This window comes from Abyssibius alkaniclasticus, assembly GCF_020447305.1.
In the GTDB taxonomy this organism is placed as follows: Bacteria; Pseudomonadota; Alphaproteobacteria; order Rhodobacterales; family Rhodobacteraceae; genus Abyssibius; species Abyssibius alkaniclasticus.
On record NZ_CP095732.1, the window covers coordinates 60,131 to 82,308 of the forward strand.

Here is a 22,178-nt window from a genome sequence, read left to right on the forward strand (position 1 = left end):
CCTTAGCCCAGTTTGATTACGGTATCGGAAACGAAAGCCGCAACCGGAACGAGAAGGTTTTCAGGCGCTGGACCTTTGCGAATACGCCCGGCGGTATCATAGTGGCTGCCGTGGCAGGGGCAGAACCAGCCGCCGAAATCGCCGGCACCGTTGCCAAGCGGCACACAGCCAAGATGGGTGCAGACACCGATCATCACCAGCCATTCACCGGCTTCATCCAGCGTGCGGTTGATGTCTTCGGCATCGGCCCCGTTGACAGCATTTCGGTTGCGGGCATCCGGATCCACCAGGTCGCTCAGGGCGACAGCGCGGGCCGCCGCGATTTCGTCAGCCGAGCGGCGGCGGATGAAAACCGGCTTGCCCAGCCATTTTACCGTAAGCTGCGTGCCGACCTGAACGTCGCCGACCGGCACCTCTTTGGAGGCTTGGGCGGCCACATCGGCGCTGGCATTCATCTGGTCAATCAATGGCCAAATGGCGGCACCGGTGACAACCGCACCCGCCGAAGCTGTTGCGACATAAAGAAAGTCGCGGCGATTACCTGTGTCTTCTGCGTGAGACAAGTCTCAGTCCCCCTTTATACAAACCTCACCCGCATGGGCGGGCAGCAATAAGTTCAAGCCCGTCGAACGGGGCTTTGCCTTGCCCGAATACACCGCCCTCGCGCATGGGTCCAGCGGACTTTGCGACGCAGGGGGGCTGATCGTGCAAAAATCAACCGCCCCGGGCTGCGCTTTTTGTCGCGCCCGCACCATCAGGCGGGCAATCGCCGGGCTGTCCGGCTTTGCAACAATAGATGGGTTTCGGTGCTGCCAATACCCGGAATCTGCCGAATCCGGTGTAAAATTTTGTCAAACGCGGCCAAAGACTCGCTGGAAATCTCGGCAATCATGTCAAATCGGCCATTTGTGGTATGCACATGCCCAACCGAAGCCAGCGCCAGAAGCCCGGCCATAACGCGGTCGGCGGCACGGCCCTCGACATCGACCATCACCAGCCCGCGCACGGCGGATTGCGGCAAATCAGCCGGCAAAACGGCCTGATAACCCAGAATCTGGCCACTGGCCTCCAGCTTCTGGATACGCGCGCGCAAAGTGGCGCGCGCAATGCCCAGCGTGGCTGCAAGGCTCGACATGGGCTGGCGGGCATCGCGGCGCAGGGCGGCAAGAATGCGTTCATCAAGGGGTTCAAGCGCCATAATGCTATGTCTCTTTGCCATTTTGTGCAATTATATCGGCCATTCTAGCAAAATGATAGATTGGTTTTGCCACTTGCATGGCCGATCACCAGATCAGACAGAATTGGAGACGGCCCATGCCCCGCAAAATTCACCTTCACGGCGTGCCGCTGCAAGATGGCACCTATCGCAAGGGCTGCGAAATGGGGCCATCGGCGCTGCGCACGGCCCAGCTTGCCGAAACCCTGGTCAGCCTTGGCCATAGTGTCGCCGACAAGGGCAATATCGCCCCCGGCCCGCTGCCAGAGCTGACGCATCCGAACCCGGCGGTGCATTCCCTGCCGATCATCGCCGCCTGGACCGAATCGATTCAAGCCACCGCCGCGGCCACACCGGCAGATGTATTCCCCATTTTCATGGGCGGCGATCATTCCATTTCGGCGGGCTCGGTATCGGGCATGGCGCTGGCCCCGTCCGACAAGCCGCTTTTCGTGCTTTGGCTCGATGCCCATCCCGATTTTCACCTGCTCTCGACCACCGAAAGCGGCAATCTGCATGGCACGCCTGTTGCCTATTTCACCGGCCAGCCGGGGTTTGAAGGCTATTTCCCGCCCCTGCCCCGCGCGGTCGACCCGACGCGCGTGTGCATGATCGGGCTGCGCAGCGTTGATGGGGCCGAGCGCACGGGGCTGAAGGCGGCGGGCATAACCACGCATGATATGCGCCGGGTGGATGAAACCGGCATGGCGGCGCTGCTGTCGCCGTTTCTGGCAAAGGTGAAAGAGGCGGGCGGGCGGCTGCATGTCAGCCTTGATGTCGACTTTCTCGACCCCGCAATCGCCCCGGCCGTTGGCACAACCGTGCCCGGTGGCGCCACCTTCCGCGAGGCGCATCTGATCATGGAAATGCTGCATGACAGTGGCCTTGTCACCAGCCTCGACCTTGTCGAGCTGAACCCGTTTCTGGATGAGCGCGGCAAAACCGCCAACCTGCTGGTTGACCTTGTGGCCAGCCTGATGGGCCGCACCGTGCTTGACCGCCCGACACGTTCGCACAAGTAAGAGAGCATCATGACCGCCCCTTCAAAACTGGCCTATATCCCCTTTGTTTCTGTCGAGAACATGATGAAGCTTGTCCATGCAATCGGGCTGGAGCGCTTCATGGCCGAACTGGCCGAGTATATCGAGGCCGATTTCCGCCGCTGGGAGTTGTTTGACAAAACCCCGCGCGTGGCCGCCCATTCCGCCGAAGGGGTGATCGAGCTGATGCCAACATCGGATGGCGAGGTTTACGGTTTCAAATATGTCAACGGCCACCCTTCCAACACCAAGGCCGGTTTGCAAACCGTCACCGCCTTTGGCCTGCTGGCCGATGTGGCAACCGGCTACCCGGTGCTGCTGAGCGAAATGACCATTCTGACCGCGCTGCGCACCGCCGCCATGTCAGCCGTTGCTGCCAGGTTTCTGGCGCCAAAGGGCAGCAAAAGCATGGCGATTATCGGCAATGGCGCGCAGTCGGAATTTCAGGCGCTGGCCTTCAAGGCGGTCTGCGGCATAACCGATATCCGGCTTTACGACATCGACACTGCCGCCACCGAAAAATGCGCCGCCAACCTTGCCGGCCACGGGCTGAAGATTGTGAAATGCAAAACCGCACAAGATGCGGTGGAGGGGGTCGACATCATCACGACTGTCACCGCCGACAAGCAATATGCCACCATTCTCACCGACAATATGGTCGGCGGATCGGTGCATATCAACGCCGTGGGCGGCGATTGCCCCGGCAAGACGGAACTGCACCGCGATATTCTGATGCGCAGCGCAATATTTGTGGAATACCCGCCGCAAACCCGCATCGAAGGCGAAATTCAACAACTTGACGATGACCACCCCGTCACCGAGCTATGGCAGGTGATGACCGGCACCGCCAAGGGCCGCACCAGCGCCGAGGCGATTACCCTGTTTGATTCCGTCGGCTTCGCCATCGAAGATTTCTCGGCCCTGCGCTATGTGCGCGACCAGCTCAAAGCCCACCCCTTCCACCAGCAGCTTGACATGCTGGCCGACCCGGATGACCCGCGCGACCTGTTTGGCATGGTCGCACGGGCGAAAAATTCGTGACATGACTTCTCACTCCCTTATGCTGGGGCTTTAAGCGTAGGGGAGTATCATGTTCAAACCGTATCATCTGGCCACCGCATTCAGCCTGTTGGCCGCACCGCTTGCCGCACAGGGCTTTGAAGGCGCGTATCTCGATTTCCAGTATCAGATCTATAATGATGGTGAGGGCTTCACCATTGATCAGGCCGAAGCGATTGCCCATGCCAGCTACGGAATCAGCCCAAATTTTGGTGTGCAGATCACCCTTGGCCATGCGCAGGATGTCGCTTCATCCGACCCTGGGTTGGAGTTTCGCAGCACCAACCTGATCGCGCTGCACACCTATTACGACATTGCCCCAACCACGCGCGTGGCCGCCCTTGTGGCCTATGATACATACAATGATGGCGACTATCTCTATGCGCTGGAGGCCGTGCATATTGCCGGCGATTTGCGCATTGAAGGCCGCGTCGGGCGGTTTGATTCCGCATTCGAGCCCGCAACCCTTGTTGACCTTATGCTCAGCTACAGCGCCACGCCCGCGCTCGACCTGCGCGCCGCCTTGCACAATGTGAATTACGATGACGGGCTGGGCTTTTACACCGTTGCCTCGCTGGGTTTAAGTTACAATGTAACGCAAAAAATTGCGCTTTACGCCGATTATGGCTTCATGACCAACAATTTTGGCGACCCGGACAGCTATAACGGCTCGCTCATCTCGGCGGGCGTAACCATTGCACTTGGTGGGCCGCGCAACCCGATGATGTTCAGCTATTCGCCCTACTACTAGGGGCAATAGGTTACGGCCACGGCGGCGGCAACCCCTTGCGGCTTGCCCGGCAATATGTTCACCTGCCGCCAATTTTCATTTGGCCTTCGAGGACGAAATGCTGGACGTAACAGACCTGAAATCAATGCTGAAAGACCCGAGCCTGCTGCTGGACACCGCCTATGTGGCGGGAGAATGGTGTGGTGCCGATAGCGGCAAAAGCTTTGACGTGACCAACCCCGCGCGCGGCGATGTCATCTGCACCGTGCCCGATATGGGCGTGGAGGAAACCCGCCGCGCGATTGATGCCGCCTATGCCGCGCAAAAGCCCTGGGCTGCGCGCACCGGCAAGGACCGCGCCGCCATTTTGCACAAATGGTTCGAGCTGATGGTCGCAAATGCCGATGACCTCGGCACGATCCTGACTGCCGAAATGGGCAAACCCTTTGCCGAGGCCAAGGGCGAGGTGCTGTATGGCGCCAGCTTCATCGAGTGGTTCGCCGAAGAGGCCAAGCGCGTTTATGGCGAAACCATTCCCGGCCACCAGCCCGACAAACGCATCATGGTGCTGAAACAGCCGGTGGGCGTGGTCTCCTCCATCACGCCGTGGAACTTCCCCAATGCGATGATCGCGCGCAAGGTTGGCCCGGCGCTGGCCGTTGGCTGCACATTTGTGGCCAAACCGGCAGGCGAAACCCCGCTTTCCGCCCTTGCAATGGCGCTGCTGGCCGAACGCGCGGGCGTGCCCAAGGGCGTGTTTTCGGTCATCACATCGCGCTCCAGCTCCAAAATCGGCAAGGAATTCTGCGACAACCCGAAAGTGCGCAAGCTAACCTTTACCGGCTCCACCGAAGTGGGCCGCATCCTGCTGCGCCAGGGGGCCGAGCAGATCATGAAGATGAGCATGGAGCTTGGCGGCAACGCGCCCTTCATCGTGTTTGATGATGCTGACCTCGACAAAGCCGTTGAAGGCGCGATGATCTCCAAATACCGCAATAATGGCCAGACCTGTGTTTGCGCCAACCGCATTTATGTGCAGGCAGGCGTGTATGATGCCTTTGCCGAAAAGCTGGCCGCCGCCGTTGGCAAGATGAAAATCGGCGACGGCTTTGGCGAGGGTGTAACAACCGGCCCGCTGATCACCCCCGATGCGGTTGCCAAGGTCGAAGAGCATATCGCCGATGCGGTGGGCAAGGGTGCAAAGATCATTGCCGGTGGCAAGCGCCACGCCCTTGGCGGCACCTTCTTTGAGCCGACGATCCTGACAGGCGTGACCAAGGCGATGGCCGTGTCGTCTGACGAAACCTTCGGCCCCGTCGCCCCGCTGTTCAGGTTTGAGGACGAGGCGGATGTGATCGCACAGGCCAATGACACGATCTTCGGCCTTGCCAGCTATTTCTACGCCAATGACCTGAGCCGCGTCTGGCGCGTGGCCGAGGCGCTGGAATATGGCATGGTCGGCGTGAATACCGGCCTGATTTCCACCGAAGTGGCCCCGTTTGGCGGCGTCAAGCAATCCGGCCAGGGCCGCGAGGGCAGCAGCCACGGTATCGAGGATTATCTGGAGATGAAATACATCTGCATGAGCGTTTAACCGGCCAGGCCGGGCCTGTTGGTGCAGGCCCGGCACTGCATGGTGTTCGAGAGTCAATCATCACTTCTGCATTCAAGGAGCGATTATCATGATGCTAGGCGAAATTCTGACAGCCGCGCGCAATTCCGGTGCCGGGCTTGAAAAGTGGCTCGCCCCGGCCGAGCCCGCAATCTGGGCCGAGCTTGGCAAGGTTGCCGCGGCCGAGGATATGGACCCTGAAAGCTATGCGCGCATGGCCGTGGTCGATTTCTCGAACCGCGCACCCGAAGAAGACTGGGCCACGATGATGGGCCGCATCCGCGACGCGCAAGACCCGGGCCAAGCCTGCTTGCTGTCGATGATCACATGGCGCCTGAAATACGCCAATTCTGAATGCGGCTGCGGGCATAAACACTAGCGCATTCAGTTGCTCGCGCGTTTCAGCCGTTCGAGGATATCTTCGACATATTCATCGGCGGTGCCGTTATCGGCCTCGCCCACTGCGCGCACCATGCCGCCAAGGTCGGCCAAGGCTTCGGCCCCGCCCAGTTGCAGGGTTTTGCGCACCAGGCGGCGCAGAGTTTCATCGCGGATGGGCGAGGTATTGGCCAGCCAGCGGCCAAAAATCAGAAACTCCCCCGCCTCATCGGCGGTGCAGGAAAACACCGACTGGCATTGCCGCAAGAACATCTTTTTCTCGGACTCGGAAATCGCCCCGTCGCTTTCGGCGGCAATCACCAAAATTCCCGCAGCCGCCAGCCGCGCATCTTCAATAGAGTCCACCGGATTGGCGTTGAGCTTGCGGGTAAAGCCGAAACGGCGCGCGGCAAGGCGCACATCATTGGCCATGTCCAGCACATCGGCACCGGTATCGCGCAGGCGGAAATACCAGAAGGTTATGGCCGAAACCACGCCGATCAGCGCAATAAGATAGGGCATAAGCGGCCTCCGGAAGGGCTGTTGACGATTTGTAGATAAAAATCAGCCAATCTCAAAACAGAAAAGAGGCCCGGCGGGCCTCTTTCACGTCGTGATGATCACAGGCAAGGCCGATGCCGGCCTTAGCCTTCGTTGCTGTCATCGCCGGTCAGGGTCAGCGCCAGAATGGCGATGATCGCCAGCGGGATGAGCCATGCGCCCGAACCCGAACGCATGGGTTCATCAACAACGGTCACTGCGGGCGGAACATAAACCGGGGTGCCGGCAAGTGCGGCGCCAGCGGTGGCAAGGGTGGCCATCAGGCCGGCAAGAATGCTTTTCATCTTTTTCTCCATTAGAGTGTTATCGTTTATACGAGGTCAGACCCGTTTCGGGGTTGTTACTGATTTTCGTCGTCGCCGGTCAGGGTCAGTGCAAGAATGGCGATGATCGCCAGCGGGATGAGCCAGGCGCCCGAACCCGAACGCATGGGTTCATCAACAACGGTCACTGCGGGCGGAACATAAACCGGGGTGCCGGCAAGTGCGGCGCCAACGCTTGCAACGGTGCCCAGCAGGGCGGTAAGAGCTGTTTTCACATCGATCTCCTAAATAGTTAATCTTTTGAGAATCTGTTGGATTTCTCGCGGTGAATCAACGGATTTTGAAATATGCGGCCCCATTGGCACAACTCTATGTGAACCTGTTGCCAATTGGTTACAATTGCGTGTCGGCTGCGTGTCGGCTGCGTGTCGGTGGCCTTGTAGCGAAAACAGCATAGCCCATAGCAGTGGCCCCGATGATGCCCAGACATGAAAAGCCAGCCCGGTTCACAGGGCTGGCCCAGTTTTGGTGCCGAAGCTGAGCTATCGAAGGGTTAGCTCGGCTCGTCATCCCCGGTCAGGGTCAGCGCCAGAATGGCGATGATCGCCAGCGGGATGAGCCAGGCGCCCGATCCTGCGCGCATCGGCTCTTCAACCTCGACAACCGCGGGGGCAACATAAACAGCCGCGCCCGCAAAAGCGGAGCCGGCGGCAAGAATGGTGGAAAGTGCAGTAAGTGCAAAACGCATAAAACGCTCCTGTGCAATTGGGTCAACAATGGTCTTTTGTGCCGCATCCTCATGATTTTGGCAACAAAAATGACACTATTCTGCGGCAACCGTGTCATTTGCGGCCTCGGCCCGCACCGCTGCAAACTTGAATTCCGGGATTTTGCCGTAAGGGTCCAGCGCCGGATTTGTCAGGATATTCGCCGCCGCCTCGACATAGGCAAAGGGCAGGAACACGTTATCGGGGGCTACCGCACGGTCGGCCCGCGCCATGACGGTGATGCTGCCACGCCGGGTTGACAGCCGGACCATACCGCCGGGCTCGACCCCCAGCCGCGCCAAGGTGGCGGGGTTGAGCGAGCAATTCGCCTCGGGCTCGACCGCGTCCAGCACCCTGGCGCGCCGTGTCATCGAGCCGGTATGCCAATGCTCAAGCTGGCGCCCGGTGATCAGCACCATCGGGTATTCGGCATCGGGCACCTCGTTGGGCGAGATAACCGTGGCGGGGGTGAATTTGGCACGGCCATCGGCGCGCGGAAAGCCATCGGCAAACACAATGGATTGGCCGGGGTCGGTTGGCGTCAGGCTGGGATAGGTGATCGCGCCTTCGGTCTCCAACCGCTCCCATGTGATATTGTTCAGGCTTTTCATGCCTAGCTTCATTTCGGCAAACACCTCGGACGGGTCTTTATAGGGCCAGTTCTGGCCCAAACGCCGCGCCAGCTCGACCGTAATCCACCAATCGGGCTTCGCCTCGCCCGGGCTTGGCACGGCGGGGCGGCCCATTTGCACCTGACGGTTGGTATTGGTGACCGTGCCGGATTTTTCGGCCCAGGCGGCGGCAGGCAGCACAACATCGGCGTAATTCGCGGTTTCGGTCAGGAAAATATCCTGCACGACAAGGTGGTCGAGCTTGGCGAGCGCGTCGCGCGCGTGTTCGACATCGGGGTCGGACATTGCCGGGTTTTCACCCAGAATATACATACCGGCGATTTTATCGTCATGGATGGCATCCATGATTTCCACCACGGTCAGCCCCTTTTGCGATGAAAAATCCGGCGTGCCCCAAATCTCGGTAAAGGCCGAGCGCACGCCATCATCGCCCACGGGCTGATAATCGGGCAGGAACATCGGGATCATGCCGGCATCGGACGCGCCCTGCACGTTGTTCTGGCCGCGCAGCGGGTGCAGGCCCGCGCCGGGGCGGCCGACATGGCCGCACATCAGGGCAAGGCTGATCAGGCAGCGCGAATTGTCGGTGCCGTGAATATGCTGGGATATGCCCATGCCCCAAAAGATCATCGCCGCCTTGGCATTGGCGAAGGTGCGGGCGACATCGCGCAGCACATCGGGGGCAATCCCGCAGATGGGCGACATCTTTTCGGGGGTAAAGGCGGCGATATGGGCGCAGAAATTATCCCACCCTTCGGTGAACCGGTCGATATAGGCGGGGTTGAACAGCTTTTCGCTCACAATCACATTCATGATTGCGTTGAGCATGGACACATCGCCGCCGGGGCGGAATTGCAGCATATGGGATGAAAAGCGCCGCAGGCCCACGCCGCGCGGGTCCATCACGATCAGCTTGCCGCCGCGTTTGGTGAACTGCTTGAAATAGGTGGCGGCAACGGGGTGGTTTTCAACCGGATTGGCGCCGATCACAATCGCCACATCGGCGTTTTCAATCTCGTTGAAGGTGGCGGTCACAGCGCCAGAGCCGACATTTTCCATAAGCGCGGCCACCGATGAGGCATGGCAGAGCCGCGTGCAATGGTCAACATTATTGTGGCCAAAGGCGGTGCGGATGAGTTTTTGGAAGAGATAGGCTTCCTCATTCGAACATTTGGCAGACCCGAAACCGGCGACAGATTCGCCCCCGCGCGTTTCACGCAGATGCGCAAGCCCATTGGCAGCCACATCCAGCGCCTCGTCCCATGTCGCCTCGCGAAAATGGGTCATCAGCTTCGCGGGGTCAACATTCAGCCCCTTGGCGGGCGCATCATCACGGCGGATCAGCGGTTTGGTCAGGCGGTGCGGGTGGGTAATGTAATCAAACCCGAAACGGCCCTTCACACAAAGCCGGTTTTCATTGGCCGGGCCATCGGCCCCGTCGACCCATGCGATTTTATCATCCTTGATCTTGAAGGAAAGCTGGCAGCCAACGCCGCAATAGGGGCAGACCGATTTCACCTCGCGGTCATAATCGGCACGATCGCCCTGCTGGGCATCATCGAGCATCGTGGCCGGGGTCAGCGCGCCGGTCGGGCAGGCCTGCACGCATTCACCGCAGGCCACGCAAGTTGAATTGCCCATCGGGTCATCCATGTCAAAGACGATCTGCGCATCATGCCCGCGCCCGGCCATGCCGATCACGTCATTCACCTGCACCTCGCGGCAGGCCCGCACACAGAGGTTGCAATGGATGCAGGCATCAAGGTTCACGCGCATGGCGACATGGCTGTCATCGAGCAGCGGGATACGGGTGGCTTCAAGCCTGGGCAGGCGGCTGGTGGCCACGCCCTGCATATCGGCCATATCCCACAGATGGCTCGATTTATCATGCGCGGTGTCGCGCGCGGGCTGGTCGGCCACCAGCATTTCCATAACCATTTTGCGGGCGGAAACCGCGCGGGCCGAGGCGGATTTGACAACCATGCCTTCGCTGGGTTCACGTATGCAGGAGGCGGCCAACACACGCTCGCCATCAATTTCCACCATACAGGCGCGGCAATTGCCATCGGCGCGATAGCCCTTTTTGCCGGAATGGCACAGATGCGGAATGGTGGTGCCCTGCCGCTTGGCGACCTCCCAGATCGACTCGCCCGCAGCGGCTTCGACCTGCTGGCCATCGAGGGTGAAGGTGATTTTGTCGCTCATATGCCCGCCTATATCATGCGCTGTTGGCGAAGTTTAACCACGTTCGCGCGCAATTTGGAAAACCAAACCGACAGGCGCGCGCTTTATTACGCCATTACACCCATTGCAGCACGACATTGCGCAACAACCCGGCGGCGATAAGCACAAAGAAGGCCGCAACCGCACAATCTATGTAAGGGGCCGCGCGCATATAGGCATGGGCCGCGATTTTGGTAGAAAACAGCAGCGCATAGCCGGCGTGAAGGCCCATTGCCAGCAGGATTGCGCCAAAAATCAGCACGGCAAGGTCGGCGGGCGCGGCGGATTTCACCGGAAAGATGGCCAGCACGGTCAGCCAGGTGGTCAGCGCCTTCGGGTTGGTGGCCAGAATGGCAAGTGAAGCGGAGAAGGCCCGCCACGGGGTGATGTTGTTTCGCGCGCGCACCTGCCCGCGCCCGCCCAGCGCGCGGTGCAAAAAGCGTTTGGCAAACCAGATGAGCAGGCCCGCGCCCAAAAGTTCGAGCGCCGGTTCCAGCCAAGGGGCCAGCGCAAACAGCGCCGCCACGCCCAGCACCGCGCCACCGGCCCAAAGGGCAACCCCGATACCCACAGCACCCGAACAGGCCAGCCCAGACCGCCGCCCGGAGCCCATAGAAATGCTGATCGTATTCAACACATTCGGCCCCGGTGACAGGATGTTAAGCCCGATCAACGCCCAAACCTCGAAAAAGTCATACCAGGCCAGTGTCATGCGTGCAGTTAGCGTTAGACCTGAGGACAAGGCCAGACCATAATGGTGTAAATATCGAAAGGATGGATTTGGACAGTTTACTGGCACAGATCGACACGATTTGGACAGCGATTGTCAACTGGATGGGTGGCATGTTCCTGCCCTATCGGGTTTGGCAATATGTCATTTTGCTGGTGTGTCTGGCGGCGGCCCTGCTGACCGCGCGGCTGATCGACCCGCCGATTGATGCCTGGATGCGCGACCGCAAGGGGCTAAGCACGCGGCAATTGCGCATCATGATCGCCGTTGCCCGGCGCAGCAAATCCATCCTTCTGGCGCTTTATTGCTGGCTGGCGGTGTTCATCCTGCGCTCGTTCACCGTGTTTCCCAGCCGCAGCTATATCGTTGCCCTTGGCGCGAGCCTTGCGCTGGCCTGGGTAATCGTGGCGCTGTCGGCGCGGCTTATCCGCAACCCGCTTTTGCGCAATGTCACCCGCTTTGCGGTGTGGATATACATCGCCCTGCGCCTGCTGAACATGACCGATGACGCCATGAGCGCACTGGATTCAGCGGCCATAAACCTTGGCGGGCTGCGCCTGTCGGCGCTGATGGTGGTGCAGGCAATGGCCACGCTGGCGGTGCTGTTCTTCTTCGTCGGGCTGGTGAACAACGCCGCGCGCAAACGCTTGCAGAATGTCGAAGGCCTGTCGCCCTCGATGCGGATGCTTTCGGAAAAAGGGCTGCGGCTGGCGCTTTACGGGCTGGCGATTGTGATCGGGCTGCAAACGGTTGGGTTCGACCTGACCTCGCTGACCGTGCTGTCCGGCGCCATCGGGCTTGGCATTGGCTTTGGCTTGCAAAAGGTCGTGTCCAACCTTGTGGCGGGGGTCATCCTGCTGGTCGATAAATCCATCAAACCCGGCGATGTGATCACCATCGACAATACGTTCGGCTGGATCACCGACCTGTCGGCGCGCTACGTCTCGGTCAAAACCCGCGACGGGCGCGAATACCTTGTGCCCAACGAGGACATGATCACCGGGCAGGTGGTGAACTGGAGCCATTCCAACGACCTTGTGCGCCTGGATGTGGAGTTCGGCACCTCGTATGACAGCGACCCGCATGAGGTGCGCAAACTGGCGCGCGAAGCTGCGGTGAAGGCCGGTCGCGTGGTGCATGACCCGCCGCCGCAATGCCATATTACCGGCTTTGGCGATAGCTCGGTCGATTACATTCTGCGCTTCTGGATCCGCGACCCGATCGGCGGGCTGACCAATATTCGCGGCGATGTGTATCTGGAGCTTTGGGACGCGCTCAAAGCCGCCAATATCGAAATCCCCTTCCCGCAGCGCGATGTCAATTTCCGCAACATGGATCAGCGTGACAAGCCGACCGGCCGTGAATCGAGCATTGCCTCCATAGAGAAATAGCCGGTGACATTGGCAAGGTCGAAGCCGGTAATCAGTGCGCGGTAGAAGGCATCATAGCCAGCCATGCCCGCACAAGTGACCTTGATCAGATAATCCCATTCGCCACCGATGCGGTGAAAATCGGTCACTTGCGGCAGGCCGGCCACATGTTTGGCAAAGCGCGCGATCCAGTCATCGGAATGATGCGCGGTCTTGATCATTACAAACACCGACAGATCAAGCCCCAAGGCCGCCAGATCGAGCCGGGTATGGCTGCCCTTGATCACCCCCGCCGCGCGCAGCCGTTGCAGCCGCCGCCAACAGGCGTTTTGCGACAGGCCGACATATTCGGCCACCTCGCGCTGCGCCATGCTGCCATCGCGCTGCAGGCAGGCAAGTATGCGCCGATCAATCATATCGATTTTGAATGTTTGCTCGTTCATATGACCCAAAATTTGCGACTTTACCGCAGTTAAAGGTAATGTCTTTTGCAGACATTCACAATAGATTACCCCAAACCAACCTAAAGGCCCGAAATGACCCGATCACCGCTTGCAGATTTTTTTGACGATTTCGCAAAATCGCTGAACCGCGACGACCTGTTGGCGCATCTGCGCGACGGGCTTGTCGGCGCCGGGCTACAGATTGACACCGCCTATGGCCGCAAGAAGATGGTCTATGCCGATTACGTCGCCTCGGGCCGTGCGCTGAAGCAAATCGAACATGCGATGCTTGATCAGGTTCTGCCCTATTACGCCAATGCCCATACCGAAGATAGCTGCTGTGGCCGCGCGATGACGCAGCTGCGCGAAGATGCGCGCGGCGTGATTGCCGCATGTTGCGGCGCATCCGATGACCATGCGGTTATCTTCAGCGGCGCGGGGGCAACGGCGGGCCTGAACAAGGCGGTTGCGCTGCTGGGCGTGCCCGCGGCGCTGGCGGCAGGGCGGCGCGTGGTGGTGCTGGTCGGCCCCTATGAGCATCATTCAAACCTGCTGCCCTGGCGCGAAAGCGGTGCCGAGATGGTGGAAATCGCCGAGGCGGAAGGCGGCGGCATTGACCTTGACGACCTTGCGCGCGCGCTGAACGCCGCCAAGGGTGCGCTGATCATCGGGGCATTTTCAGCCGCCTCCAACATTACCGGCATTTGCAGCGATGTGGTTGCGGTTACGCGGCAGTTGAAGGCATCTGGCGCGCTGGTGGTGTGGGATTATGCGGGCGCCGGCCCCTATCTGCCCATTGCGATGCACCCGGCGGCGGGTGCCGAAATTGATCTCATCGTGACCTCGGCGCATAAATTCATCGGCGGGCCAGGGGCGTCGGGCGTGATGATCATCCGCCGCGACGCCATTGCCATGAGCCGCCCGACCGCGCCGGGCGGGGGCACCGTGCGCTATGTGAATGCCACAACGCATGATTATCTGCCCTGCCCGATTGCACGCGAAGAGGCGGGCACCCCGAACACTTTGGGAGACATCCGCGCCGCATTGGTGTTTTTGGTGAAAGCGGCGATTGGTGCGCATATGCAGGTGCGCAATGCCGAGCTGGCCGCGCGCGCCTTTGCCGCCTTCAAGGCCATGCCCGGCGTGGCCGTTCTGGCCCCGACACATGAAACCCGCCTGCCGATTTTTGCGTTTCGCATTGCCGATGGTGCGGGCGGCTGGATCAAGCCTGAACCTGCCACCCGAATGTTAAGCGAGCGTTTCGGCATTCAGGCGCGCGGTGGCTGCGCCTGCGCCGGGCCTTATGCGCACAGGCTTCTGGCAATATCCGATGCGGCATCCGCGCAAATGCGCCGCGAAATTCTTGCCGGAGACCTGCGCAACAAACCCGGCTTTATCCGGCTGAACTTTTCGGTGCTGATGCAGGATGAAACGGTCGAATTCATCCTGTCCAGCATTGCCGAACTTGCCCAGGCCGCGCCGGAACTGGTTGCCGCCTAGGCCTTTGGCTGACTCGCCACCAGGCTTGCGCGGCCGGCAATGCCCTTGTGCCATGCCGCCAAAGTGGCGTGGTTTGCGCGCCAGTTGCGGGCATCATGGCGAAAATCGACATATTCCAGCGCAATGGCCACGGCCAGAACGGCCATATCGGCGGTTGCATTCAACTGGTCCATATGGCGGGTTTCAAGCGCGCCAAGCGCACGGTCGATTTTCAGCCACTGCGCCGCGAGCCAGGGTTCATAGCGCATGTTTTCCGGGCGCAAGCGCCCTTCATAGGCCATAGATACCGCCGCATCCATAATTCCATCAGCGAGCGATTCCAGCACCAAGGCATCCCACAAGGCCGGGGCCTGGGGGTAAAGCGTGCCGGGGGCCAGGCTGTCGATATAGCGGGTAATGGTGCGGCTATCAAACAAGCTGCGCCCATCATCCAGCGCCAGTGCCGGAATTTTGCCAAGCGGGTTATGGTCCGGCACGGTATCACCCGGTGCAACAGGGCTGACAGTGACCGGCACAAGCTCTACCGCGCCGATCTGGCCGGTTTCATGCAAGGCCACGATGACCTTGCGCACAAAGGGCGATGCGGGGGCGACGAATAGTTTCATGGGGGACCTCGTGTTGCGATTTCGCGCAGATTGGCACAAGATTGCCCGATTGCAACCACAGAACGCCCGAGATCTGGCGCCAATTTGCCCGGCCCGCAGCAAAAGCGCGCCAGTGGCGATTTGCGGCCGAACGCGCAGGGCTGGCAACTCTGGGTGAAACTCAGGCTTGAAAGACTGCACGTTCGGCCCCCGGCCAAACCGCGCGCCAGACCGCGCCCCCTTCCCTCATCGCGCTGAACAGGCTACATGGGGCGCAAACCTGCATAAACGGAAAGACGATCATGGCCGCATATCAATATGTCTATCACATGGATGGGGTGTCCAAAACCTATCCGGGTGGCAAAAAATGCTTTGAAAACATCAAGCTGTCGTTTCTGCCCGGCGTCAAGATCGGTGTGGTCGGGGTGAACGGCTCGGGTAAATCCACGCTCATGCGGATCATGGCCGGCATGGACACGGATTTTCAGGGCGAAGCCTGGGCGGCAGAAGGCATCCGCGTGGGCTATCTTTCGCAAGAGCCGCATCTGGATGACAGCAAGACCGTGCGCGAGAACGTGATGGAAGGCGTGGCCCCGAAGGTCAACCTGCTGGCGCGCTACAACGAATTGGCGATGAATTATTCCGATGAAACCGCCGAAGAAATGGCCAAGCTGCAAGACGAGATCGACGCGCAGAACCTGTGGGATCTGGACAGCCAGATCGACGTGGCCCTGGAGGCGCTGCGCTGCCCGCCGGACGAGGCGAATGTCGCAACGCTTTCGGGCGGCGAGCGTCGCCGCGTGGCCCTGTGCCGTTTGCTGCTTGAAGCGCCCGACATGCTGCTGCTTGACGAGCCGACCAACCATCTGGACGCCGAAACCATTGCATGGCTGCAACAGCATCTGATTGATTACAAAGGCACAATCCTGATTGTGACCCATGACCGCTACTTCCTTGACCAGATCACCGGCTGGATTCTGGAACTCGACCGTGGCCGTGGCATTCCTTACGAGGGCAACTATTCGGCCTGGGTGGACCAGAAGGCCAAGCGGCTGGAGCAGGAAGCCCGCGAGGACAAATCGCGCCAGAAAACGCTGGAGCGCGAATTGGCATGGATGCGGCAGGGCGCCAAGGCCCGTCAGGCGAAATCCAAGGCGCGTATCAACGCCTATAACGAGTTGGCCGACGCCTCGGAACGCGAGCGCATTACCGGCGCGCAAATCGTCATTCCCAATGGCCCGCGCCTTGGTGGCAAGGTCATCGAGGTTGAAAACCTGTCCAAGGCCTTTGGCGACAAGGTGCTGATCGACAACCTGTCTTTCTCGCTGCCGCCCGGTGGCATTGTCGGCGTGATCGGGCCGAACGGCGCGGGTAAATCAACACTGTTCCAGATGCTCATCGGCAAGGACAAGCCCGATAGCGGCACGGTCGAAATCGGCAATTCGGTGCAACTTTCCTATGTCGACCAGTCGCGCGATAGTCTTGATGGCAAAAAGACCGTTTGGGAGGAAATTTCCGACGGGCTGGATGTGGTGAAACTTGGTGATGCCGAAGTGAACAGCCGCGCCTATACCGGCGCCTTCAACTTCAAGGGTGGCGACCAGCAGAAAAAGGTTTCGCTTTTATCTGGCGGCGAGCGGAACCGCGTGCATCTGGCCAAGCTGCTGAAATCGGGCGGCAATGTGCTGCTGCTTGACGAGCCGACCAATGATCTGGATGTTGAGACCCTGCGCGCATTGGAAGATGCGATTTCCGATTTTGCCGGCTGCGCGGTGATCATCAGCCATGACCGTTTCTTCCTCGACCGGCTTTGCACGCATATTCTGGCCTTTGAGGGGAATAGCCATGTGGAATGGTTCGAGGGCAACTTCGAGGATTATGAGGCCGATAAAGTGCGCCGCTTGGGGCCGGATTCCATCAAACCGCAGCGGGTGAAATACAAGAAATTCACGCGTTAGGCTTCGGGCGGCTGGGCGTTGCGCGTGCCAGCCGCCGTAATTTGCGCAAGCTGCGGCTGATGATGAAGTTCAGCACGATCGCGAAGAATGCGTAAATGAGCCCGAGAACGGCAAAGACCAGTTCCGCAACCTCGTCAGACCAGCGCACGATTGCCCGAAATACCCGGTTTTTACCCAGTAGCGACAAATACCCGCTCGATTTGTTGGCAACCGCCCCGGTTAGCGATGCAAGCCGGGCTGAATCCGAAACATCGTCGACATAGCCAACAAGATGTAGCGTTTGCGGTATCCCGACGCGGTCACTTACTTTGCTCATATTATCCACCAACCGCGCAATCGGTTGAATTTCATTGCGCCGAATGGCGCGAGGGACATCATCCAGGAACCTTGTCACGGAGGTTTTGGCAAGAACCGACCAATCGACCGCACGCGAAAACGCGCCGCGTATCATTCGCATCAGGCCCGGCGTTATCCGGCCAAGGCTCTTGGCCAGTTTCAATATTGACGTTCCGGCTTTGAGTGTCGCCGATGTGCCGCCCGTTATCGGGATAATGACAACCGCGCTTACGCCAACCAGTGCCAGAACAAGGTCAAACTGATCAACTTCATAGCCAAGCACATAATTCGAGCTTTCGAAGATGAGCGTGGAAATGTCGCCCACTGGCGTAAGATCTATCGGCAGGCGGCACAGAAGTGCGACAGACAGCTCGCATGACGAACTGTCCCAAGCGCATGATACACAGGCCCAGCTTGCCGCCAATATGCCGGAATCCTCGGCATCAGCCGCGCGCAGCCTTGCGCGGCCCTCATCGGTTATCCCAAATCCGTTTTCCGCCATCACATCGACAACCGATTGAATTACAACCCAGTTCCGCGGTTCGCTTTCGAGCAGCGCCATCAGATGCGCTTCGATCTCTGGTTGCGTATATTCACGGGCAATGGCCGCATTCATCGTTGCCTGAATTTCCGATGCTCCAAGATCGATCAGCCGCGCACCAAGCGGGATCTGGCTGAACCGGTAAATGCTCAACCCGCTGATCATCAGCGAGAAGATCAATGTCAGCTTCAGAATTACATGTGCCAACAGCTTCAAGAAGAACACTATTTACCCCGAAACAGGCACAGTGATGTGCATTTGAGTCAAAACAGCGGCGGCGTATAGGCACCAATAGCAACGCATTTCGTTTCCAGAAAGCTTTTTCTGCCCGCGGATACTGCCAGGGCTTCGCGTGGTGCCATGAAGTTACCGCAATGCGTTGCGCAGGCTGGCTACACGGCCGATCGGCCATATTGCGCCGCCGCCTGCCCCGCCCAGCGCCCGCTTGCCAGGCATCCGGTGAGCAGGTAGCCGCCGGTCGGGGCATCCCAGTCGAGCATTTCACCAGCCGCAAAAACCCCCGGCAAGGCGCGCAGTTGCAGGGTTTCATCGACGGCCGCGCAGGCAATGCCGCCGGTTGTCGAGATCGCCTGGGCCATCGGATATGGGCCGGCAAGCGCAAGCAGAAGCGATTTGAGCAGTTGCGCAAGCGCGGCCGGCTCATGTGGCAGCGGGCGGGCGCATTCTTGCAAAAGCGCCAGTTTTGCTGCGCTTAGGTTGAGCGATTTGCGCAAGCTGTTGGCCAGGCTGTCGGCCTTGCGGCGCTGCGCCAGTTTATCGATGACGCGCGCAAGCGGCAGGTCCGGCACAAGGTCAAGTTCCAGCGTTGCGCCCGCGCGCAAGGCCGCCGCCAGCGGATAAATCCCGCCGCCTTCAATGCCCAGCCGCGAGATCACAAATTCGCCGCGCCCCTGCACATTGCCAGCCCGCAGACCGACAGGCTTGATGGGTGCGCCGAAATGCGGCGCCATAAAGCGGCTCCACGCCCGAAGAAACCCCATATTCGATGGCTGGAACGGCATGATCTCTACACCCGAATTGGCCAGAATATCTGCCCAATGGCCATTGGAGCCAAGCCTTGGCCAGCTTGCCCCGCCCAGCGCCAGCACCGTGGCGCGGGGGTGAACCGCCCGCGCGCCCTGTGGCGTTTCAAAGGCAAATGCCCCGGCATCCAGCCCAATCCATTGCCAGCGCGCACGCGACTCAACCCCCAGTGCCGCGAGTCGCGCAAGCCAGGCGCGCAGCAAGGGCGAGGCTTTCATCGCAGTCGGAAACACCCGCCCCGTGCTGCCGATGAACAGATCAACGCCAAGGCCACGCGCCCAGTCTTGCACATGCTGCGCCCCGAAGGCCTGCAACATGGGCGCTAGAAATGCGGGCGGCGTATAGGCTTGCATGAAGTCGCGTTCCGGCTGCGCCATTGTCAGGTTCAGCCCGGACTTGCCCGCCATCAACAGCTTGCGGCCAAAGCTTGGCATGGCATCTACCAATAGAACTTTACGCCCCGATCCGGCCGCGGCCTCTGCCGCCATAAGCCCGGCCGGACCCGCACCAACCACCAAAATATCCGGCTTGCTTACATCCATATCGGCCCCGATCCTGCTGTGCTTGCTTAGGCATCAAAAATTCTCAAGTCCAGCATAGCGGCGCCGCGTCGCGCCAAAATGCAATAATGCTTGCTTTTTAGGCAGAAACCTGTGTATGGATTCCTCGCTACGTTATCTCTATCGACCCGCTGTCACCTTTTCGGCGCAGTCTTTCGATCTTGCACTGACTGAGCCGAGCTGCCGCATGTTGCGGGCAGCGTTAAGAGGAGACACACGATGGCCACAGGCACCGTGAAATGGTTTAACGCCACCAAAGGTTTTGGGTTCATCCAGCCAGACGGCGGAAGCAAAGACGTATTCGTTCATATTTCGGCGGTTGAGCGCGCCGGCCTGTCGGGCCTGCCCGATGGCCAGAAAGTGACCTTCGACCTTGAGTCGGGTCGCGATGGCCGCCAGTCGGCGACCAACCTGGCGCTGGCATAAACGAACACGCCTCTGGGCGATAGAGAGCGGGCATTGCCCGCTCTTTTTTCATGCACAAACATGAAATGGGCGCGCCATTTCTGACGCGCCCCGCTTCGACCGTGGAGGGAGATTCGAAGCTTAGTTGCTGGCCAGCTGCGCAATCAGCGCCGCTTGCGAGATCGGCAGGTGAACACCGCGGGCATCGGCCCAGATATTTTCGCCGCTGACATCAAGGCAACGACGGCCGCCGAACAGATCGCCCGCTGTCATGAAGCGCACGGTGCGGATTGTCAGGGTCGTGTCGACCATCACGCCGAGAATATCGCCGATCACAACGCCGTTCTGGTCAACCGCACGCTGGCCTTCAAAGGCCGTGGTGTTGCCGATCAGGTTGCAGCCTGCGCCATTGTCGCCATGGGCATAGCCGGTGGCCGTGCTTGCAGGGATTGTGGCGCCGCCACCACCCGTGCCTGTGCCAATGTCAACGCCAACCTGGGTGCCGCCACCCGACGTGCCGTCACCGCCGCCCGTGCCGCCGCCCGTGCTGACGCCCCCGGTCACGCCGCCGCTGCCAACGCCAAGATTGACGCCAATGCCACCGTCACCGCCGGTGCCGCCACTGCCGCCTGAGCCGCCGATATTCACGCCGACATCAAGACCGCCACCTGAGCCGCCATCGCCACCCGAACCGCCGTCACCGCCGTCATCACCCGAGCCACCAAGGTTCACGCCGACATTGACACCGCCGCTGCCGCCAAGATTGAGGTTCACCCCGAGCGACTGCGCCTGGGCCGCTGTGCCCAGCAGGGAAACACACGCAAGCAGGTATGCACCTTGCAGCAGGCTGCGACCGAAGATTGGAGCGCTCATTACTTTAGTATGTGCCATTTGATATTCCTTTCATGTGTTTGCGAAGCGGCCCGTATCTGGGCTGGATCGCCTCGATCAGTTGCCTATTCGTCCTATGGGTGAAGGCTAGCACCGGGCGGTAAGATTGTGTTATAGTCCTAAGGTATTACGCATGAATATTAGGGCCAAAGTGTGAAGCCGCGCGTTAAAGTTGTGTTAACTTAATAAAATCAAACCCAAGGCCGTTTTCCCTTCTATCACAGGAGAAAAACGGCTTAGCTTGGTTCAACTCTAGAGAATTTTTTGCAATCGGAAGGAGGGTGAAGCGCATGAAAATCTGGCCTGGATACGCTATGCCCACGGCACAGCGCAGCCGGTATGCCTTCGCTTTCATACTACTCGCCTATACGTTGTCAGGCGTTCTTTCCCTCAACCCTGCCGCATTGGCCGCACAAACGAATCGCAGCCCGGTTGCAATCGAGCTTGGTGCGGCAATGCCGAACGAGCCCTATCTTGAAATCATTGAATCGCTTGGGGATTCCGGGTTTTTGATCGAGCAGATCAACCGCACCTGGTTGAACCGCATCCGCATTATTGCCGTGAATGACCAGATTCGCCGCGAAATCGTTATTTCCCAATCGACCGGGCAGATATTGCGTGACGTGGCTTATGCCCGTTAGCACCAAAATTTTGACGCGTTTATTAACCAGGACAATGCCATGATCAAAAAGCGCCCCATCAAATTCCGCAAGATCATACGCGGGGTTCTGATTTTTCAGGTGGTCTGCACGTCGCTGTTCCTGTTCAAGGTGATTGCAGATCTCTTCGCCATTCCGTTGTTCTTTGTGCCCTGGAGCGCGCTTGAAAGTGTTGAGATCCTGTCGACCTTTGGCATGTTGATCGGCGTTTTCACCAGCTTCTGGCTGATCTCGCTGATGGAAAAGCGCAGCACGCAGGTTGAAGAGCGTGTGCGCGCCGCCTCGGGCGATTTTCACAACTATATTCAGGCGCAGTTCAATGCCTGGAACCTGACGCCGACCGAAAAGACCGTGGCGACGCTGGTGATCAAGGGGTTTTCCAACCACGAGATTGCCGATTTGCGCGGCACGAGTGAATCGACCATCAAATCGCAACTCACCTCGATCTTCAAGAAATCCAACATGTCCACGCGCCAGCAGCTTGTGTCATGGGTGGTGGAAGATCTGGTTGAAAAGCTGCCGACCGAGCATCAGCCGGAGCTTGACACACCAAATGGCGCGCAGCCTGCCTGAGGCGGTTTGGTGGAGCCGAGGGGAATCGAACCCCTGACCTCGTCATTGCGAACGACGCGCTCTACCAACTGAGCTACGGCCCCAACGCGGCGGATTTTGCAGC

At 59.6% G+C, this 22,178-nt stretch carries 24 protein-coding genes and 1 tRNA gene; 11 read left to right on the plus strand and 14 right to left on the minus strand.

The genetic code is table 11. The features are described 5' to 3' along the window. Window positions 1-2 precede the first annotated feature (2 nt). Together petA and LGT41_RS00295 are read right to left on the minus strand one after the other, a co-directional pair. Window positions 3-563: a ubiquinol-cytochrome c reductase iron-sulfur subunit gene (gene petA, locus LGT41_RS00290; protein ID WP_274127990.1), complete on the minus strand. Its 561-nt coding sequence runs from the start codon at window positions 561-563 to the stop codon at window positions 3-5. Window positions 564-754: 191 nt separating this feature from the next. Beyond that, entirely contained in the window at window positions 755-1,198 is a 444-nt protein-coding gene (locus LGT41_RS00295) for an Lrp/AsnC family transcriptional regulator (RefSeq protein WP_274127991.1), read from the minus strand. A 116-nt stretch (window positions 1,199-1,314) separates the two neighbouring features. Here LGT41_RS00295 and rocF point away from each other — a divergent pair, with 116 nt between their 5' ends. The 5 genes from rocF to LGT41_RS00320 all read left to right on the plus strand — a co-directional run bounded on the left by rocF (window position 1,315) and on the right by LGT41_RS00320 (window position 6,036). Continuing rightward, window positions 1,315-2,238 (plus strand): arginase, encoded by a 924-nt coding sequence (gene rocF, locus LGT41_RS00300; protein WP_274127992.1) that lies wholly within the window; start codon window positions 1,315-1,317, stop codon window positions 2,236-2,238. Between the two features lie 9 nt (window positions 2,239-2,247). Beyond that, window positions 2,248-3,297: an ornithine cyclodeaminase gene (locus LGT41_RS00305; protein ID WP_274127993.1), complete on the plus strand. Its 1,050-nt coding sequence runs from the start codon at window positions 2,248-2,250 to the stop codon at window positions 3,295-3,297. A gap of 49 nt (window positions 3,298-3,346) precedes the next feature. Next, complete coding sequence (locus LGT41_RS00310; RefSeq protein WP_274127995.1) at window positions 3,347-4,066, plus strand: hypothetical protein; 720 nt, start codon at window positions 3,347-3,349, stop codon at window positions 4,064-4,066. A gap of 97 nt (window positions 4,067-4,163) precedes the next feature. Beyond that, window positions 4,164-5,639, plus strand: coding sequence for an NAD-dependent succinate-semialdehyde dehydrogenase (locus LGT41_RS00315; RefSeq protein WP_274127996.1), 1,476 nt, complete (start codon window positions 4,164-4,166; stop codon window positions 5,637-5,639). A gap of 88 nt (window positions 5,640-5,727) precedes the next feature. Further along, window positions 5,728-6,036 (plus strand): hypothetical protein, encoded by a 309-nt coding sequence (locus LGT41_RS00320; protein WP_274127997.1) that lies wholly within the window; start codon window positions 5,728-5,730, stop codon window positions 6,034-6,036. Window positions 6,037-6,041: 5 nt separating this feature from the next. Here the strand turns inward: LGT41_RS00320 and LGT41_RS00325 are convergent, their stop codons facing one another. The 6 genes from LGT41_RS00325 to LGT41_RS00350 all read right to left on the minus strand — a co-directional run bounded on the left by LGT41_RS00325 (window position 6,042) and on the right by LGT41_RS00350 (window position 11,193). Beyond that, window positions 6,042-6,557, minus strand: a complete 516-nt coding sequence (locus tag LGT41_RS00325) for a hypothetical protein (RefSeq protein ID WP_274127998.1) — start codon at window positions 6,555-6,557, stop codon at window positions 6,042-6,044. A gap of 122 nt (window positions 6,558-6,679) precedes the next feature. Further along, complete coding sequence (locus tag LGT41_RS00330; RefSeq protein ID WP_274127999.1) at window positions 6,680-6,880, minus strand: hypothetical protein; 201 nt, start codon at window positions 6,878-6,880, stop codon at window positions 6,680-6,682. 56 nt (window positions 6,881-6,936) lie between these two features. Further along, on the minus strand, window positions 6,937-7,134 hold the full coding sequence (locus LGT41_RS00335; RefSeq protein WP_274128000.1) for a hypothetical protein: 198 nt from the start codon (window positions 7,132-7,134) through the stop codon (window positions 6,937-6,939). 278 nt (window positions 7,135-7,412) lie between these two features. Further along, complete coding sequence (locus tag LGT41_RS00340; protein WP_274128002.1) at window positions 7,413-7,607, minus strand: hypothetical protein; 195 nt, start codon at window positions 7,605-7,607, stop codon at window positions 7,413-7,415. 75 nt (window positions 7,608-7,682) lie between these two features. Beyond that, entirely contained in the window at window positions 7,683-10,463 is a 2,781-nt protein-coding gene (gene fdhF / locus LGT41_RS00345) for a formate dehydrogenase subunit alpha (protein WP_274128004.1), read from the minus strand. Window positions 10,464-10,557: 94 nt separating this feature from the next. Next, the gene (locus LGT41_RS00350; RefSeq protein WP_274128005.1) at window positions 10,558-11,193 is read right to left on the minus strand and encodes a LysE family translocator; all 636 of its coding nucleotides are present in this window, start codon (window positions 11,191-11,193) and stop codon (window positions 10,558-10,560) included. A gap of 62 nt (window positions 11,194-11,255) precedes the next feature. On the opposite strand from LGT41_RS00350, the gene LGT41_RS00355 reads away from it, so the two are divergent. After that, the gene (locus LGT41_RS00355; RefSeq protein ID WP_274128006.1) at window positions 11,256-12,602 is read left to right on the plus strand and encodes a mechanosensitive ion channel family protein; all 1,347 of its coding nucleotides are present in this window, start codon (window positions 11,256-11,258) and stop codon (window positions 12,600-12,602) included. Here the strand turns inward: LGT41_RS00355 and LGT41_RS00360 are convergent. Continuing rightward, a complete protein-coding gene (locus tag LGT41_RS00360) occupies window positions 12,548-13,024 on the minus strand; it encodes an Lrp/AsnC family transcriptional regulator (RefSeq protein ID WP_274128008.1) in 477 nt (158 codons plus the stop codon). The genes LGT41_RS00355 and LGT41_RS00360 overlap by 55 nt on opposite strands. Window positions 13,025-13,117: 93 nt before the next feature. On the opposite strand from LGT41_RS00360, the gene LGT41_RS00365 reads away from it, so the two are divergent. After that, on the plus strand, window positions 13,118-14,524 hold the full coding sequence (locus LGT41_RS00365) for an aminotransferase class V-fold PLP-dependent enzyme (protein ID WP_274128009.1): 1,407 nt from the start codon (window positions 13,118-13,120) through the stop codon (window positions 14,522-14,524). On the opposite strand, the gene LGT41_RS00370 is transcribed toward LGT41_RS00365, so the two are convergent. Beyond that, window positions 14,521-15,129: a glutathione S-transferase gene (locus LGT41_RS00370; RefSeq protein ID WP_274128011.1), complete on the minus strand. Its 609-nt coding sequence runs from the start codon at window positions 15,127-15,129 to the stop codon at window positions 14,521-14,523. The two genes, LGT41_RS00365 and LGT41_RS00370, sit on opposite strands and share 4 nt — an antisense overlap. Before the next feature lie 281 nt (window positions 15,130-15,410). Here LGT41_RS00370 and ettA point away from each other — a divergent pair, with 281 nt between their 5' ends. Beyond that, complete coding sequence (gene ettA / locus LGT41_RS00375; RefSeq protein WP_274128013.1) at window positions 15,411-17,066, plus strand: energy-dependent translational throttle protein EttA; 1,656 nt, start codon at window positions 15,411-15,413, stop codon at window positions 17,064-17,066. On the opposite strand, the gene LGT41_RS00380 is transcribed toward ettA, so the two are convergent. Both LGT41_RS00380 and LGT41_RS00385 read right to left on the minus strand, forming a co-directional pair. Then, window positions 17,056-18,150 (minus strand): hypothetical protein, encoded by a 1,095-nt coding sequence (locus LGT41_RS00380; protein WP_274128015.1) that lies wholly within the window; start codon window positions 18,148-18,150, stop codon window positions 17,056-17,058. The two genes, ettA and LGT41_RS00380, sit on opposite strands and share 11 nt — an antisense overlap. A 185-nt stretch (window positions 18,151-18,335) precedes the next feature. Beyond that, complete coding sequence (locus LGT41_RS00385; RefSeq protein ID WP_274128017.1) at window positions 18,336-19,529, minus strand: TIGR03862 family flavoprotein; 1,194 nt, start codon at window positions 19,527-19,529, stop codon at window positions 18,336-18,338. A 237-nt stretch (window positions 19,530-19,766) separates the two neighbouring features. Between LGT41_RS00385 and LGT41_RS00390 the strand changes: the two genes are divergently transcribed. Beyond that, entirely contained in the window at window positions 19,767-19,973 is a 207-nt protein-coding gene (locus LGT41_RS00390) for a cold-shock protein (protein WP_274128018.1), read from the plus strand. Window positions 19,974-20,093: 120 nt separating this feature from the next. On the opposite strand, the gene LGT41_RS00395 is transcribed toward LGT41_RS00390, so the two are convergent. Further along, window positions 20,094-20,825 (minus strand): hypothetical protein, encoded by a 732-nt coding sequence (locus LGT41_RS00395; RefSeq protein WP_274128019.1) that lies wholly within the window; start codon window positions 20,823-20,825, stop codon window positions 20,094-20,096. Between the two features lie 332 nt (window positions 20,826-21,157). Here LGT41_RS00395 and LGT41_RS00400 point away from each other — a divergent pair, with 332 nt between their 5' ends. After that, window positions 21,158-21,484 (plus strand): hypothetical protein, encoded by a 327-nt coding sequence (locus LGT41_RS00400; protein ID WP_274128020.1) that lies wholly within the window; start codon window positions 21,158-21,160, stop codon window positions 21,482-21,484. A gap of 39 nt (window positions 21,485-21,523) precedes the next feature. Continuing rightward, entirely contained in the window at window positions 21,524-22,075 is a 552-nt protein-coding gene (locus LGT41_RS00405; protein WP_274128021.1) for a helix-turn-helix transcriptional regulator, read from the plus strand. A 7-nt stretch (window positions 22,076-22,082) separates the two neighbouring features. On the opposite strand, the gene LGT41_RS00410 is transcribed toward LGT41_RS00405, so the two are convergent. Continuing rightward, window positions 22,083-22,158: transfer RNA gene (locus LGT41_RS00410), tRNA-Ala, on the minus strand. Window positions 22,159-22,178: the final 20 nt, after the last annotated feature.